The sequence below is a fragment of the Paenibacillus sp. P4_A9 genome, from assembly GCF_056402415.1.
In genome coordinates this window covers 60,948-76,152 of sequence record NZ_JBFUHL010000015.1, presented here as the reverse complement: position 1 = coordinate 76,152, position 15,205 = coordinate 60,948, and the positions used below count along the sequence as shown (strand labels likewise).

The window sequence follows — 15,205 nt, the reverse complement described above, 5'->3', positions numbered from 1 at the left end:
GAACTAATTATTAGTTAACTATATAGATGAATGTTCGAGACATAGTCGCCAGTCGCTATGTCTCTTTGCATTGTAACCTTGACAATCCTAATCGGGGATGGCAAAGTAGTACTCATATTGAAATTTTGACTGGGAGGATTACAATGAGTGACAGCATGGATAAGACGATTGAACGTATCAATGAATTAGCTCGGAAGGCGAAGACTGTTGAAGGTTTAACTGATGCAGAGATTGATGAGCGCAATGAGCTAAGAAAGATCTATATCAATGCATTTAGGGGTAACTTGAAGGTCCAACTTGATTCCATTAAGTTTACTGACGAAGAGAATTAAGCTTACACATAGATACTACATTCAAAGGGGAAATGAATGATGACGTTGAAAGCTGTGCTTTTTGATTTGGATGATACGCTATTATGGGATGATCGTAGTGTGGAGGAAGCCTTTGCTGCTACTTGTGCAGAAGCGGCGAAGCTTGTCGATGTGAATCCAGAGGAATTGGAAGCTTCTGTTCGTAAAGAAGCAAGGAGCTTATATGAATCCTTCGAAACATTCCCATTTACCAAAATGATTGGGATCAACCCGTTTGAAGGGCTATGGGCTAATTTCACACAAGGCGAGGACGAAAACTTTCGCAAATTAGAGAAGCTGGCACCCGGATACCGTACGGAATCATGGACGAGAGGGCTTGCGGGGCTAGGGATTGAAAATAGAGAGCTTGGGAACAAGCTAGGTGAATTGTTTGCAGCTGAACGCCGCAGTCGTCCCTATGTGTATGAAGAAACTTTCCGCGTGTTAGATGCCTTGAAAGGAAATTACAAGCTGCTTCTATTAACTAACGGCTCGCCAGATTTGCAAAAAGAGAAGTTAGCAGGTGTTCCTGCGATTGCTTCTTACTTTGATCACATTGTGATTTCAGGTGAATTTGGACAAGGGAAGCCAGCTAAAGCTATTTTTAACTATGCACTGGGTCTGCTTGAGATTGAAGCTGAGGAAGGCATCATGATCGGAGACAAGCTAACGACTGATATTCTGGGGTCGGGAAGTATTGGTATGCGTAACATTTGGATTAACCATCACGGACTGCAAAGTGGCGATGAGATCGTGCCTGCTTATGAAGTAACGCGACTTCAAGATATTTTACCGATTATTATGAACGGTTAATTCAATAGAAAGAAAGCCCAGCAGTTACTCTAGACCCAATGGTCTGAAGTGCTGCTGGGCTTTTCATTGTGTAACGATTAAGCTTTAATGAATTGTGGATCATCAACATTATAAGCAACCCAGCCATCTTTTTCGATGAAAAGGCGAACAGCAACGATTTCACGGTTCTCCATCAAGGTAAAGAAATGGTTCGTGTTCTCAGGAACGGAGATCACATCGCCTGGCTCAAGTTCTACATCGAAATAGCCGAGTTCTTCGGATTTGATAATGAAAATTCCTTTACCTGAAACAATAGCGCGAATTTCATCTTCCGTGTGCGTGTGCACTTGCTCGAACTTTTTCAGTAGTTCTTCGATATTCGGTGTTACATCAGAAAGTGAGATAACGTCCCAAATTTCGTAACCGCGTCTAGCAGCTAGATCTTTAATTTCAGCTTCATACGTGGAAATGATTTCTGCCTTCTCATCATCACTAAGGATAAATTTCTCGCGAAGCGCTTCAGGAAGCTTGTTTGCATCCCAATGCTCATATACAACCTCTTGACTATCTAAGAAGGCTTTTACTTCCGCTTCGCCCTCGATACGTTCATTGGTATTACGAATTCTAATTTGTGCCACGTTACATCCCTCTTTCATTAATAAATATAACCATATTATAGAGGATATCAAGCTAACTGTCGATGGAAGGATATAAGTTTTTCCGATAAAACCTATAGGAATTAACCTCCACATCATAAAGCATATTTTCGTTATACGAAAAAGGCTTTATGATTGGCGATAAAACTAACCTCTAAACGCGGTCGATCACCCTCGAATGACATCGAAATAAGTTTTATCATAATTCGAAATCTTTTCATAGAAGCCGTATTCTGTTAAACTAAATCTTAACATAATTTGTCGTTTTTTTTCTCGTTTAGGTTTAGGAAAAGTTGAAAGGGAGTCTTGCCATGAAGAAACCACCGATTCAAGAACAGCTTAAGAAGAAGATTATGATCCTAGATGGTGCCATGGGTACGATGATTCAGCAAGAGAATTTGACCGCTGAGGATTTCGGAAGTGATGACCTGGATGGATGTAATGAAATTCTATGTGTTACGCGTCCAGATGTCATTCAAAAAATTCATGAAGCTTATTTCGCCGCTGGCGCTGATATGATAGAAACAAATACGTTCGGAACGACAAGTGTCGTTCTGGCGGAGTATGATTTGCAGGATCGTCACCGGGAGTTGAACATTGCCGCTGCGAAATTGGCGATTGCTGCAGCAGAGAAATATTCGACGCCAGAATGGCCTCGTTATGTTGTGGGCGCTATGGGGCCGACGACCAAAACCTTGTCAGTGACAGGTGGCGTTACATTCGAACAACTGGAAGAAAGCTACTACGAGCAGGCTCTTGCGCTTGTTGAAGCTGGTGTTGACGCCATGCTGCTTGAGACTTCCCAAGATACGCTGAACGTAAAAGCAGGCAGTATTGGGATTCGCAGAGCTTATGAAACATTAGGTGTAGAGCTTCCAATTATGATCTCCGGAACGATTGAGCCGATGGGCACAACGCTAGCTGGGCAAAATATTGAATCTTTTTATATTTCACTTGAGCATTTGAAGCCAATTTCGATGGGCTTGAACTGTGCGACCGGTCCTGAATTTATGCGTGATCACATTCGTACGCTTTCAGGTATCGCAGATACAGCTATCAGCTGTTATCCGAATGCAGGCTTACCGGATGAGAATGGGCACTATCATGAATCTCCAGAATCTTTGGCCAAAAAGATGGCTGGCTTTGCTGAGCAAGGCTGGATCAATATTGCCGGTGGTTGCTGCGGAACAACGCCTGATCACATTCGGGCCATGGCAGAAACGCTTGCGAATTATAAGCCAAGAAGTGCATACGGAACACATCCGCCAGCGATTTCTGGTATCGAAACGGTCTATATCGAGCCAGAAAACCGTCCCATCATGGTTGGTGAGCGAACAAATATTTCCGGATCCAGAAAGTTTAAGCGCCTTATTAAAGAGGGCAAATTTGAAGAGGGCTCCGAAATTGCCCGTAATCAAGTGAAAAACGGCGCTCATGTTATCGATATTAATCTACAGGATACGGATATTGATGAAGCCTATGCGGTAGAAGAATTCATGCAAGAGGTTGTGAAGAAGGTCAAAGTTCCGTTGATGATTGACTCGACCTATGATCACATTATCGAACTTGGACTCAAATATTCACAGGGTAAAGCGATTATTAACTCGATTAACTTAGAAGATGGAGAGTCGAAATTCGAAGGGATTTTACCTCTGATTCATCGCTATGGAGCATCGGTCGTTTGTATTCTAATTGATGAGCGTGGGCAAGCGGTCTCGCGCCAAGCGAAAATCGAAGTGGCAACACGTTCGTATGAGCTTCTTACTGGGAAATACGGCATGAATCCAGAGGATATTATTTTTGATCCTAATATGTTCCCTGTCGGTTCAGGTGATCCTCAGTACATTGGTTCTGCGGTCGAAACGATCGAAGGGATTAAGCTGATTAAAGAGAAGTATCCTCTTGCTAAAACAATTCTGGGACTAAGCAACATTTCGTTCGGATTACCGGATGCGGGTCGTGAAGTTCTGAACTCTGTTTACTTGTACCACTGTACGAAGGCAGGTCTTGATTACGCGATTGTAAATACGGAGAAACTAGAACGGTATGCGTCGATACCTGATACAGAGCGTCAGCTGGCTGAGGAGCTTATTTACAATACCAATGATGAGACTTTGGCAAAATTCGTAGCCCATTTCCGTGAGAAAAAGGTCGAAAAGAAGGAGAAGATTTCAAATCTTTCTCTGGAAGAAAGACTTGGCTCCTACGTTGTAGAGGGCACGAAGGAAGGATTAATTCCGGACTTAGAGATTGCTCTTCAAACCTATTCCCCATTAGAGGTCATCAATGGACCGCTCATGAAGGGGATGGAGGAAGTTGGACGTCTTTTCAATGGTAACGAGCTCATCGTTGCTGAGGTGCTTCAGAGCGCTGAGGTCATGAAAGCATCCGTTAATTATTTGGAGCCATTTATGGAGAAATCCGAGACTGCGGTGAAGGGTAAAATTATTTTGGCAACGGTAAAAGGGGACGTACACGATATTGGTAAAAATCTCGTGGAAATCATCCTTTCCAATAATGGTTACAAGATTGTCAATCTGGGGATCAAGGTACCGCCTGAGCAAATCATTGAGGCTTACCGCAGAGAGCAGGCGGACGCGATTGGGTTGTCAGGTTTGCTAGTGAAATCAGCACAACAGATGGTGATTACGGCGCAGGATCTACGTACAGCGGGTGTAGACGTGCCGATTCTAGTTGGCGGTGCTGCCCTTACGCGTAAATTCACCAAAACACGGATTCAGCCGGAGTATGAGGGCGTTGTCCTTTATGCGAAGGATGCGATGGATGGTCTAGATATCGCCAATAAGCTGAGTGATCCTGAACAACGTAAACGGTTGATTCAAGAGCTGAGAGAAAGCCTTGAGTCGGATGTCATGGATGCAAGTAAAAAAGAAGAGAAACTGCCACAGCTTACGCGTGTGAGTTCCTCTGCTGTATCCAAGGATCTTCCTGTCCAAGTGCCTCAGGATACAGATCGTCATATCTTGCGGGATTACCCGATTAGTCATTTAATGCCATATGTAAACATGCAGATGCTGTTAGGGCATCACCTTGGCTTGAAGGGCAAAGTAGAGCAATTGCTGAGCGACAAGGATACGAAAGCTCTTCAGTTGAAGGATACCGTCGACTCGATCCTGCATGCTGCACAACATAACGGCATCATTAAAGCGCACGGGATGTATCGTTTCTTCCCAGCGCAATCGAATGGAAATGATGTGATCGTTTATGATCCATCGGATACGAGTAAAGTGCTCGAGACGTTTACGTTCCCTCGTCAAGATAAGGAGCCGTACCTCTGTTTGGCAGATTATTTGAAATCCGTCGAGAGCGGCGAAATGGATTATGTCGGTTTCCTACTCGTGACAGCCGGACATGATATTAATGAGTTGGCGAAGGAATGGCGCGATAAGGGCGATTACTTGAAATCCCATGCGCTGCAAGCGACAGCTCTCGAAGTCGCAGAAGGCTTTGCTGAACGCGTTCATCACATCATGCGCGATGTCATTGGCATTGCGGATCGTGTTGATATGACGATGCAAGAAAGATTTGGAGCCAAATATATCGGACAACGATTCTCGTTCGGTTACCCAGCTTGCCCTAATCTCGATGATCAAGCGAAGCTGTTTAATTTGTTGAAGCCAGAGGATATCGGCGTTGAGCTGACGGAGTCATTCATGATGGAACCGGAAGCTTCCGTATCCGCGATTGTATTCGCACATAAAGAAGCGCGTTATTTTAACGTAGGATAAGTAGGCGAGAGCGAGGCAGCTAGCGTGAACGATCATGTTCCGCGGCAACCTCGCTTTCCGTTTTGCCGAGTTGATATTGAAACAGAATGGGGTTTGGCTTGTGGACTTGTATTTTTTGGGAACGGGGGCTGGCATGCCCTCCAAGCAGCGAAATGTAACCTCAATTGCCTTGAATTTATTGGACGAAAGGGGAACTTACTGGCTTTTTGATTGCGGAGAAGGTACGCAGCAGCAGATTTTGAATTCTCCAGTGAAGCTAGGGCGGACGGAGAAACTTTTCATAACTCATTTGCATGGAGATCATCTGTATGGGCTTCCAGGGTTGTTGACGAGTCGCTCTTATTTAGGTGGGGATACACCTCTGACGCTGTACGGTCCGAAGGGACTCAAACAATTCGTTGATACCGCACTTGAGGTCAGTGGGGCCCATCTGAGCTATACGCTTCACCTTGTGGAGCTTGATGAAGAGGGCATTATTTTCGAGGATGAAAGCTTTCTTGTGGAAACGGCTCGCTTAGAGCATCGCATTGAATGTTTTGGTTTTCGAATCGTAGAGAAGGACCAACCTGGCAAGCTTTTGATCGAAAAGCTCAAGGAGCTTGGTGTACCGGCAGGTCCAATCTACGGTCAATTAAAACAAGGTCATTCCGTACAACTCGAGGATGGTCGGACCATTCATGGCCAAGAATTCTTGGGATCTCCAGTTCCTGGTCGTGTGGTCGTCATTCTAGGGGATACACGCTACTGTGAGGGCGCTAAAAAGTTAGCGCGCGGCGCTGATGTTTTGGTTCATGAAGCGACCTTTGCGATGGATAAGCAGGAGCTAGCCTATGCTTTTGATCATGCGACTTCAACGGATGCTGCGCGGACTGCGCAGGAGGCAGGTGCGAACGCACTGATCATGACGCACCTTAGCTCGCGTTATCAAGGCGAGAGTGTCAATGAACTACTTCATGAGGCGCAGCAAATTCATGCCAATAGTCACTTGGCAAGAGATTTCTGGAGCTTTGATGTACCGCGTAAAGTGTAAAATAGATAAGCTTCTTCCGTTATATTCGTAACGGGGGAAGCTTATTTTTTCTTTATGCGTCAAATTCACACGTTACCCTCATACACTAAACAAAACCAACGGAAATCGGGGTGAAGGTATGGAAATTACACTCGGTGAAGTGCTGCTTTCTATCTTTATCTCCTCGATATTTTTTATCATCATTAAGGAAATCAGGAAGTCGTATAAAGATTTGGAATAAGGGAAGTCCAAACACTTGGTCTGGACACAAAAGAACGCAGATCGCCAATAGGCGATGGTGTTCTTTTTTTCATTTTCATGGCAAGCTTGCAAACTGTGCACAAGAAATTGATCAAGCGATGCGATTGCGATATCAGATATTCGTCGAGGAAGAGAAAAATTTGCGCTTAAAGTTGAGGTATAAGCAAGTTTTGACTGATCGTTACGGAATCAAGCCTCTTGAAACACATCGGATTTCTGGCCACGCACAAATTGATTTGATCTTGCTGCCAATGAGAAAGAAATGTTTCGAAAGCTACCCAGGAAATATGTGCGAAATGTTGTATTCTCGCTGTACGAAATTTTATTCTAATCTAATCGGTTGAGTGATCTTTCATCCGATTGTGAAAGCATCCATGGGGACAGATGGTGTTCGAGCATTTTTACAGTTTGCACAGCACATCTACTTATGTTGGAAAGAGAAGAACGGCGGTAATGAGGTGCAGTGGTGCGATATGAGTTTCTGGCACAAATGCAAGATGAGCTTCGGTGTCGATGTTCATTTGGATCGGGATATGAATGTAGTGAGTGATCGAATTGGATTTGACAAAAAAGCTTGGGATTCGCCCTTTGTATAGGTGACTTCATAAAAAAACAAAAACACCCCAGTCCACTTGTTTTCAAAGTGCTGAAGTGTTCTTTTTGTTTGAAACAAACGACAATTACTCGAATTGTCCTGCGTAAATAAGCTCACTGATTGCATGTCTTCCGGATGGAACTTCACGTTCTTGCAGATTGGCAGGAAGGGCATCAACTGGACCCCGGTACCCGATGGCAACAACAGCGTGTAGCTCGTACTCGGCAGGTATATGGAGTGCTTCGCGTGCTTTGTCTGGTTCGAATCCGCCCATTGCGTGAGCGATAAGCCCTTGATTATTTGCCTCAAGCGCTAAATATCCCCACGCCGTACCTGCATCGAATGCATGACTTATATTATGTGTGCCTTTAGGTGTTTTGGTGTTTGAAATAACAAGTGTAAGTACAGGGGCTTTTTCACACCAAACGCGATTTGACGGGTTGATGAAATCATAGAATTTAGCCAATTGCTCGGGTGTTCGGGCAACAATAAAGCGCCATGGCTGATTATTGCTTCCTGATGGTGCCCATCGTGCCGCCTCAAACAAGCTTAATAGCACGTCCTCTGACACTTCTTGATCTGAGAATGAACGTGGCGACCAACGCTCAAGAAACTGAGGATTGATCTCATGATCTGGTTGGCGATGCTCTTCAATTTCATTAGGTAAAGATGCGGACATTATGTATTCCTCCTTTGTGTATATCATCCTAATTTTACCTGATTACAAGGCAGTATACGAATTTCTAAATATTTTAATGTTTTGTATGTCTTTGGCGCAATTTGGCAAAGCTAGTTGTTATGAAAATGATGGACCAAGAAGAGGTGCGAGAAGCCGTGAATTTCACAAGTCATGATATCATTATCATTGAAAGAGCTTTAAGAACTGCCATGAAACATGATAGAGAAGAGCACCGATCTAGAGACTATCAAGAAGTTTTGTTTAAAATGCAAGAAAGTGCAAACCAAGCGCTGTCGGTCACAGCTCATGTACGAAGCGATGATCATGATGGCCTACGATACGATTATGATGATTTAGCTGAATTAATGTAGACATACGAACGTATATTCTGTAAAATGGAAGAAACGAAATGGGTAAGGAGATTCGGTTTATGAATCCTTTCACAGGTAAGGTTTCTTCAATGATAGAGATGATTGACGGGCTGCGTAAATCGCCTGAAATCATGGAACAAGTCACCTATTGGCACACGATACCCCCACGAGATCCGAAACTGGCCGATTTTCCAGAAGGATTACATGAGGGTATTTGTGCAGCACTTAAACATAAAAACATTGGGCAATTATATACACATCAAGCGGAATCGTTTCGCCAAGTTACCGCAGGAAATCATGTCGTTACCGTAACGCCAACGGCTTCAGGAAAGACTTTATGCTACAATCTGCCGGTGCTGCAAAAGATTTTGGAAAACGACGCCTCGCGTGCGTTGTATCTATTCCCAACGAAGGCACTGGCGCAGGATCAAGTTGCTGAGCTTCAGGAAATGGTTGAGTTTATGGAAGTAGATATTAAAACGCACACCTATGACGGAGATACGCCGCCAACAGTCCGACAAGCGATACGAAATGCTGGACATATTGTCGTTACGAACCCTGATATGCTCCATTCGGCCATTCTTCCACACCACACGAAATGGGTAAAGTTATTTGAGAATTTGAACTATATTGTGATCGATGAAGTGCATTCATATCGAGGTGTATTTGGCAGTCATGTGGCCAACGTCATTCGAAGGTTGAAGCGAATTTGCCGATTCTATGGCTCTAATCCGCAATTTATTTGTGCTTCGGCCACAATTGAAAACCCCAAGGAGCATGCTGAACGATTAATCGGTGAAACCGTAACGCTGATTGATAATAATGGTGCTCCGGCAGGTGAGAAGCACTTTGTGTTTTATAACCCGCCTGTTGTTAATCAACAGCTCGGAATTCGGAAAAGCTCCGTCTTGGAGACGCGCAAGCTTGCGGGAACGCTGCTGCGGAGCGGGATCCAGACGATTGTGTTTGCACGGAGCCGCGTGCGCGTGGAGATCTTGCTGACCTATCTGCAAGAACTCGTGAGTCACGAGCTGGGCAGCAAATCGATCCGCGGTTACCGCGGCGGATATCTCCCGAAGCTGCGCAGGGAGATCGAAAGAGGCTTACGAAGCGGGGAAATCCGCGGCGTTGTGAGCACGAACGCGCTGGAGCTGGGCATCGACATCGGCCAGCTGCAAGCGTGCGTGCTCAATGGCTATCCAGGCACGATAGCCAGCACTTGGCAGCAGTCCGGGCGTGCCGGACGGCGGCAGGAGACCTCGCTGACGATTCTCGTCGCGAGCAGCAATCCGCTGGATCAGTATTTGATCCAGAATCCGCGCTATTTCTTCGAGCGTCCGCCGGAGCAGGCGCGCATTCATCCTGATAATTTGATCATCCTCGTGGATCATGTGAAGTGTGCCGCCTATGAGCTGCCTTTCGAAGCGAATGAGAAGTTCGGTGAGGAATCGCTCACCGATGTTCTTGAATATTTAACAGAGGAGCAGGTGCTTCACCAAGTCAATGATCGTTGGTATTGGATGGAGCAATCCTTCCCAGCTCATAACATCTCGTTGCGCTCAGCGGCGCAAGAGAATTTTGTCATTATCGACATGACGAATGGTCATCGCGTTATTGGCGAATGTGATCGTTTCAGTGCACCAACTTTGATTCACGAAGAGGCTATTTACCTTCATGAAGGTATTCAATTCCAAGTGGAAAAGTTGGATTATGAAGAGAAGAAAGCATTCGTGAGACAAGTGAATGTCGATTACTTCACGGATGCTAGTATGGCTGTTCAACTTAAAGTACTGCATGTGAATCGGGAGGGGCGCGTTGGTGGGCTCTTGCGTCAACTTGGCGAGGTAACTGTCAATGCGCAGCCAACGATTTTCAAGAAAATCCGTCTGCGTACGCATGAGAATATCGGCTCGGGGCCGATTCGTTTGCCAGAAGAGGAGCTGCATACAAGCTCCTATTGGTTCACCTTTGACGAGGCGATGGCAGCAGGACGTTCGGCCAATGACATGCAGCATGCGCTGCTTGGTATTGCCAATGTCCTGGCGCATCTGGCGCCGCTGTATTTGATGTGCGACCCGATGGATATTCGGGTCGTTCCGCAAGTGAAGGCCGTGCATAGCAAGCTGCCGACGGTGTTTTTCTACGACCGCTACCCAGGCGGCGTAGGTCTTAGTGATCGGCTGTACGAGGTCCACGGACAGCTGATGGATCAGGCGCGCAGCCTGATTAAGAGCTGCGGCTGCATCAGCGGCTGCCCGGCCTGTGTCGGGCCGGTCGAAGAGGTCGGCCTGCTCGGCAAGAAGCTCGCGCTGGAGCTGCTCGCAGAGCTCGAAGGCGGTGCCCGATGAGCGGGCTCCGCGAAAGGCTTGGCCGGCTGCGGGGACCCGCGGCGGCTGGGGTAACACCGCCGCCCCCGCCGGAGGCAGCGGGCGAGTGGGCGCAGCTCGGCGCCCATATTGCGACGAGCCCCGCGGGCTCGTTCGTCATGCGGCGCCGCGAGTACGGCGCGGACAGCGTGCACGGCAAGTATCGGCTGCGTGAGCTCGCCGAAGTTACGGCGCAGTTGTCCTGCTTTCACGAGCAGGACGCCGTCGTCCGGCTCGAAGAGCTGCTCTTCTTCGATACCGAGACAACCGGACTCGGCGTCGGTGCTGGTAACGTGCCATTCATGGTCGGCATCGGCTATTACACAGGCGAGCTGTTCACGGTTGAACAGCTCATGATTCGCAACCCAGCAGAAGAACATGCGATGCTGGTGTACCTGCAAGAACTGTTAGGACGATATACGCATATCGTCTCCTATAACGGCCGCACGTTCGATTGGCCTATTCTCAAAAATCGTTTTGTCCTGAATCGTCTCACCTTGGACGACTCAGAACTGCTTCAGCTTGATCTACTCTATCCGTCACGAAGTCTGTGGCGCAACACGCTGCCCTCCTGTCGATTGAGCAAGGTGGAGGAGAGCCGTCTTGGCTTTGAGCGAGTCGATGACGTACCTGGCTCGATGGCGCCTGCGCTGTACTTTCAATATTTGGCGGAGAAGGATCCTGCTGTCCTCCAAGGTGTATTCATTCACAACGAGCATGATATCGTGACATTGGCTGCTTTGACGATCCATTTTGGCAAGTTGCTGCGTCCAGATGCGGCTCTGCATCCAGTACAAGTCGAAGAAATCGACATCGTCTCACGTAACGATCAGCATCTTAATTTTAATTTCGATTCCAATTTCGATCCCAATCTAGACCCCGAAGAACTGTTCCGAACAGGACTGTGGCTTGATAAAATGGAAAGACCTGTAAAGGCTGAACGATATTTGAATGCTTTATATGCGAAGCTGGTGAATAACGAAGCGACTATACAGGCGGCCGAGCAAGAAATAGCTCTACTTCAATTAGCAGGCTACTACAAGAAATGTGGTCAATATGCGCGTGCAATCGAGCTTTGGAAGCAGGCTATCCTACTCAAACCTGCCAGCATTTCTTTGCAGTTGGAGCCGTATTTGGAGCTTGCGATGTACTACGAGCACCGTGAGAAGGATTTGAATCAAGCGGTGTTTTATGCAGAAGAGGCATGGGCAAGGCTTTGGCGGCGACGTGCGCTTCATCGTGGCGATCGGAAGATTAACGAGATTGAAGAAGCATGGGAGAAGCGGATTGCACGTTTGAAGCAGAAAATGCGAAAAAAAGAGTCGGATTTGAGTAAAAGGGATGTTGGGTATCCCGTAAATGCGAACAAAACTTCCAGAGCGAGAAGGAGTAACAAAGTATCAAAGCCCACTTACGTCGTTGAAAGTTTAATATAAGTCATTGGCCCTTACATGGGAGTAGGCTAGGTGTTTACGCAAACCACCATTTGGTTATACAAGGTATAAAAATGGCAAGGAGCGATTCTCGTGCCTGAGCTTCCGGAAATGGAAACGTATCGTCAGCAGTTGACTCGATTGATCATTGGAGTACCGATAACGAGAGTCGATGTAACACGTCCGAAATCCTTGAATATAGACCCCGATGAATTTGCTCGTAAGCTTATCGGCAATCGTATTGTTCAGATCGAGCGTAGAGCAAAGCACCTACTGTTTCATTTGGCCTCAGGTGAAATATTGTTGTTGCACCTTATGCTTGGCGGCTGGATGTTTTATGGTACACAAGAAGAGCAACCAGACCGAACTATTCAGGTGGGAATCCATTTGGGTGTACACAGCCTATCTTTTATAGGTTTACGCTTAGGTTATTTGCACCTTCACAATTCGAAGGAGATCGATGCCCACTTGCGTAAGTTAGGTCCGGAGCCGCTCCAATTAAGCTTAGTCCAATTCCGGAACGTCCTGCGAACCAAGAAAGGTAACCTCAAAGTGACGCTTGTTGATCAAGGCTTTCTTTCAGGTATTGGGAATTGTTATTCGGATGAAATTTGTTTTGAAGCCGGCGTCCTTCCTCTGCGAAAAGTACCTTCTCTCACTGAAAATGAGCAATCCCAGCTATACCAAGCCATGCAAGCTCTGTTACGAGAAGCCATTCAAGTCGGCGGCTACATGGAGGAACCCTTATTCGTGGGAGATCGATTAACCGGTCAATATAATACGAGATGTCGTGTTTATGATCGCAAAGATGAGCCATGTTTTCGATGTGGGAGTCCTATTATTCAAACGGAAGTCTCAAGCCGTAAATGCTTTTACTGTACCCATTGTCAAAAGTGAAAGGTCGGATTGACATGTTTATCGGAGCCCACGTACGTACACGAGGCGGTTATCTGAATGCTGCCAAAACCGCCCTTTCCCTTGGTGCAAATGCCTTTCAATTCTTTCCGATGAACCCTCGTAGTCTAGCTACGAAAGCTGTTAATCACAAAGACGCGAGCGCGTGCGCGCAATTGTGCAAGGAACATGGTATTCTTTCGATTGGGCATGCTCCATATGCGCTAAATCCCGCAGTGGATGAGACTGAACGTGAAATCATGGTTAACTTACTGAAAAATGGCTTGGACATTACAAATGCATGCGGATCTGTTGGACTTGTGGTGCATTTTGGCAAATATACTGGAAAAGACCCGTTACAAGGCTACAAAAATATAATACAATGTTTGAATAGCGCTACGGAGGGTTATACGGGATCTTCTTTCATTTTGCTAGAAAATCAAGCGGGAGAAGGGTCGCAATTAGGACTGACCATGGAAGAAATGGCGCAGGTTCGAAAGCTGTGCGATTCACCTGAGAAGATTGGCTTTTGCCTAGATACTTGTCATGCTTATGCAAGCCAACTTTGGCGAGGCTCAGATTGGTTAGAGCTAGAGTCGAAGGGGAATCTGCTTGATTATCTACCGCATTTGAAGGCCGTTCATCTGAATGATTCGGTGTATCCTTTAGGATCACGCCGTGATCGGCATGCCAACATTGGCAAGGGTAATATCGGCATTGCGAATTTCCAAAGTCTATTAGCATCCCCCTTTTTACAAGACATTCCTATTGTTCTTGAGACAGGTAGTGGGCATGATGGCACGCATCGGGAAGAGATTGCGCTCGTAAATTCGTTGTTGGAAAGGAAATGTGAGGATGATTCATGTATACTTAGATGATTCGCGTCCTTGTCCCCAAGGATTTGCCTTAGCTTCAGATGCCAAAGAATGTATCACTTTGCTTCAGGAATGTGAGGTCGACATCTTATCCTTGGATCACGATTTGGGCTGGATGTCCAAGCAAACCGGCATGGATGTTGTCATTTGGTTGATTCAGCAGCGCAAATTTCCAAGAACGATTTATATTCATACATCCAGTCCTTCGGCATGCACGCAGATGTACCAGATGCTGTATGTTGTCAAGCCTGAGGGAATGGGGCTTTATGCGCATCGTATGCCAGATGAAGTATTGATGGGGGTTGCACAAGGAACCTATCCAAGTAAAACGTAAAGTGAGAGGAAACGAACTTATGATTCATTTATCCGGTATTCATTTTATACGGGGAGAACGCCATATTTTAAATGATGTGAATGTACATATCGAATCCGGTGAACACTGGGTATTGTTGGGCCGAAATGGTTCAGGTAAAACGACATTGCTTGAAATGATGAATGGCTATGAATTTCCGAGCCGTGGTACGGTTGATGTCCTAGGTAATCGGTATGGTCAGGTTGATGTTAGGGAAGTGCGGAAGAAAATTGGCTATATTTCTCAATCACTCTTTGAAAAATTGAATTTGATTGACCTTGTTATCGAAGTCGTGGCAACGGGCGAGTATGCGTATCTTCGATTTTATGAAGAAATCCCTCAGGAAGTGAAGGATCGGGCACTGGAAATGTTGGAACGTGTTCGTATCCCTCATCTTGCAGGCCAACCACTAGGCAGTCTTTCACAAGGTGAACGCAAAAAGGTTATGCTTGCACGTTCCTTGATGAGTAAGCCATCGATCCTCATTATGGACGAGCCTGCCGCTGGTCTAGATTTATTTGAGAGAGAACGGTTTCTTTCTGATGTAAATAAGCTTAGTAAACAAGATATCACAGTCGTTTATGTCACCCATCACATCGAAGAAATCATGCCTTTATTTACGCATGTTGCGATTATCGAGCAAGGGGAATTGATTGCCTCAGGACGTAAAGAAGATGTATTAACGCCTGAGAATATTCAAAAAGCTTTCGGAATTGATGTTTCATTGGAGTGGTTCCAAGATCGCCCGTGGATCAAGGTTATTGAAAACAACTAGGGTTATGCAGCAAGCAAGCTAGCTAGCTAAAATGAACGTAGATTACTT

At 46.0% G+C, this 15,205-nt stretch carries 14 protein-coding genes; 12 read left to right on the top strand and 2 right to left on the bottom strand.

Features of this window, described 5'->3' with window-relative positions; translation table 11 throughout:
* The first annotated feature begins 143 nt into the window (after positions 1 to 143).
* Entirely contained in the window at positions 144 to 332 is a 189-nt protein-coding gene (locus AC1DVJ_RS13215; RefSeq protein ID WP_477591373.1) for a DUF896 domain-containing protein, read from the top strand.
* A gap of 39 nt (positions 333 to 371) precedes the next feature.
* The gene (locus AC1DVJ_RS13210; RefSeq protein ID WP_477591371.1) at positions 372 to 1,163 is read left to right on the top strand and encodes an HAD family hydrolase; all 792 of its coding nucleotides are present in this window, start codon (positions 372 to 374) and stop codon (positions 1,161 to 1,163) included.
* Positions 1,164 to 1,240: 77 nt separating this feature from the next.
* Here AC1DVJ_RS13210 and AC1DVJ_RS13205 read toward each other — a convergent pair whose 3' ends face one another.
* Positions 1,241 to 1,780 carry a 1,2-dihydroxy-3-keto-5-methylthiopentene dioxygenase gene (locus tag AC1DVJ_RS13205; RefSeq protein ID WP_477591369.1) on the bottom strand — a complete coding sequence of 180 codons (540 nt, stop codon included), beginning with the start codon at positions 1,778 to 1,780 and terminating at the stop codon, positions 1,241 to 1,243.
* A gap of 329 nt (positions 1,781 to 2,109) precedes the next feature.
* Here AC1DVJ_RS13205 and metH point away from each other — a divergent pair, with 329 nt between their 5' ends.
* The 3 genes from metH to AC1DVJ_RS13190 all read left to right on the top strand — a co-directional run bounded on the left by metH (position 2,110) and on the right by AC1DVJ_RS13190 (position 7,413).
* Positions 2,110 to 5,547, top strand: coding sequence for a methionine synthase (gene metH / locus AC1DVJ_RS13200; protein ID WP_477591368.1), 3,438 nt, complete (start codon positions 2,110 to 2,112; stop codon positions 5,545 to 5,547).
* A gap of 100 nt (positions 5,548 to 5,647) precedes the next feature.
* Positions 5,648 to 6,577, top strand: a complete 930-nt coding sequence (rnz, locus tag AC1DVJ_RS13195; protein ID WP_477591415.1) for a ribonuclease Z — start codon at positions 5,648 to 5,650, stop codon at positions 6,575 to 6,577.
* A gap of 584 nt (positions 6,578 to 7,161) precedes the next feature.
* The gene (locus AC1DVJ_RS13190) at positions 7,162 to 7,413 is read left to right on the top strand and encodes a hypothetical protein (RefSeq protein WP_477591366.1); all 252 of its coding nucleotides are present in this window, start codon (positions 7,162 to 7,164) and stop codon (positions 7,411 to 7,413) included.
* Positions 7,414 to 7,497: 84 nt separating this feature from the next.
* Here AC1DVJ_RS13190 and AC1DVJ_RS13185 read toward each other — a convergent pair whose 3' ends face one another.
* The gene (locus AC1DVJ_RS13185) at positions 7,498 to 8,091 is read right to left on the bottom strand and encodes a nitroreductase family protein (protein WP_477591364.1); all 594 of its coding nucleotides are present in this window, start codon (positions 8,089 to 8,091) and stop codon (positions 7,498 to 7,500) included.
* Between the two features lie 119 nt (positions 8,092 to 8,210).
* Here AC1DVJ_RS13185 and AC1DVJ_RS13180 point away from each other — a divergent pair, with 119 nt between their 5' ends.
* From AC1DVJ_RS13180 to AC1DVJ_RS13150, 7 genes are all read left to right on the top strand, one after another.
* Positions 8,211 to 8,462, top strand: coding sequence for a hypothetical protein (locus tag AC1DVJ_RS13180; protein ID WP_477591363.1), 252 nt, complete (start codon positions 8,211 to 8,213; stop codon positions 8,460 to 8,462).
* Between the two features lie 59 nt (positions 8,463 to 8,521).
* Complete coding sequence (locus tag AC1DVJ_RS13175) at positions 8,522 to 10,810, top strand: DEAD/DEAH box helicase (RefSeq protein ID WP_477591361.1); 2,289 nt, start codon at positions 8,522 to 8,524, stop codon at positions 10,808 to 10,810.
* Positions 10,807 to 12,264 (top strand): ribonuclease H-like domain-containing protein, encoded by a 1,458-nt coding sequence (locus AC1DVJ_RS13170; RefSeq protein ID WP_477591360.1) that lies wholly within the window; start codon positions 10,807 to 10,809, stop codon positions 12,262 to 12,264. Before AC1DVJ_RS13175 ends, AC1DVJ_RS13170 begins: the two co-directional genes overlap by 4 nt.
* Before the next feature lie 90 nt (positions 12,265 to 12,354).
* Positions 12,355 to 13,158: an Fpg/Nei family DNA glycosylase gene (locus AC1DVJ_RS13165; protein WP_477591358.1), complete on the top strand. Its 804-nt coding sequence runs from the start codon at positions 12,355 to 12,357 to the stop codon at positions 13,156 to 13,158.
* 14 nt (positions 13,159 to 13,172) lie between these two features.
* Complete coding sequence (locus AC1DVJ_RS13160; RefSeq protein WP_477591414.1) at positions 13,173 to 14,033, top strand: deoxyribonuclease IV; 861 nt, start codon at positions 13,173 to 13,175, stop codon at positions 14,031 to 14,033.
* Complete coding sequence (locus tag AC1DVJ_RS13155; RefSeq protein ID WP_477591357.1) at positions 14,011 to 14,364, top strand: cyclic-phosphate processing receiver domain-containing protein; 354 nt, start codon at positions 14,011 to 14,013, stop codon at positions 14,362 to 14,364. The genes AC1DVJ_RS13160 and AC1DVJ_RS13155 overlap by 23 nt, the downstream gene beginning before the upstream one ends.
* Positions 14,365 to 14,383: 19 nt before the next feature.
* Positions 14,384 to 15,157, top strand: a complete 774-nt coding sequence (locus AC1DVJ_RS13150; protein WP_477591355.1) for an ABC transporter ATP-binding protein — start codon at positions 14,384 to 14,386, stop codon at positions 15,155 to 15,157.
* The last annotated feature ends 48 nt before the right edge of the window (positions 15,158 to 15,205 follow it).

What these genes read in the sequence shown, in the direction of transcription:
- AC1DVJ_RS13215 (WP_477591373.1), top strand. Translation starts at nt 144, where the DNA reads ATGAGTGACAGCATGGATAAGACGATTGAACGTATCAATGAATTAGCT.
- AC1DVJ_RS13175 (WP_477591361.1), top strand. Translation starts at nt 8,522, where the DNA reads ATGAATCCTTTCACAGGTAAGGTTTCTTCAATGATAGAGATGATTGAC.
- AC1DVJ_RS13210 (WP_477591371.1), top strand. Translation starts at nt 372, where the DNA reads ATGACGTTGAAAGCTGTGCTTTTTGATTTGGATGATACGCTATTATGG.
- AC1DVJ_RS13185 (WP_477591364.1), bottom strand. Translation starts at nt 8,091, where the DNA reads ATGTCCGCATCTTTACCTAATGAAATTGAAGAGCATCGCCAACCAGAT.
- AC1DVJ_RS13150 (WP_477591355.1), top strand. Translation starts at nt 14,384, where the DNA reads ATGATTCATTTATCCGGTATTCATTTTATACGGGGAGAACGCCATATT.
- AC1DVJ_RS13180 (WP_477591363.1), top strand. Translation starts at nt 8,211, where the DNA reads ATGAAAATGATGGACCAAGAAGAGGTGCGAGAAGCCGTGAATTTCACA.
- AC1DVJ_RS13170 (WP_477591360.1), top strand. Translation starts at nt 10,807, where the DNA reads ATGAGCGGGCTCCGCGAAAGGCTTGGCCGGCTGCGGGGACCCGCGGCG.
- metH (WP_477591368.1), top strand. Translation starts at nt 2,110, where the DNA reads ATGAAGAAACCACCGATTCAAGAACAGCTTAAGAAGAAGATTATGATC.
- AC1DVJ_RS13155 (WP_477591357.1), top strand. Translation starts at nt 14,011, where the DNA reads ATGATTCATGTATACTTAGATGATTCGCGTCCTTGTCCCCAAGGATTT.
- AC1DVJ_RS13160 (WP_477591414.1), top strand. Translation starts at nt 13,173, where the DNA reads ATGTTTATCGGAGCCCACGTACGTACACGAGGCGGTTATCTGAATGCT.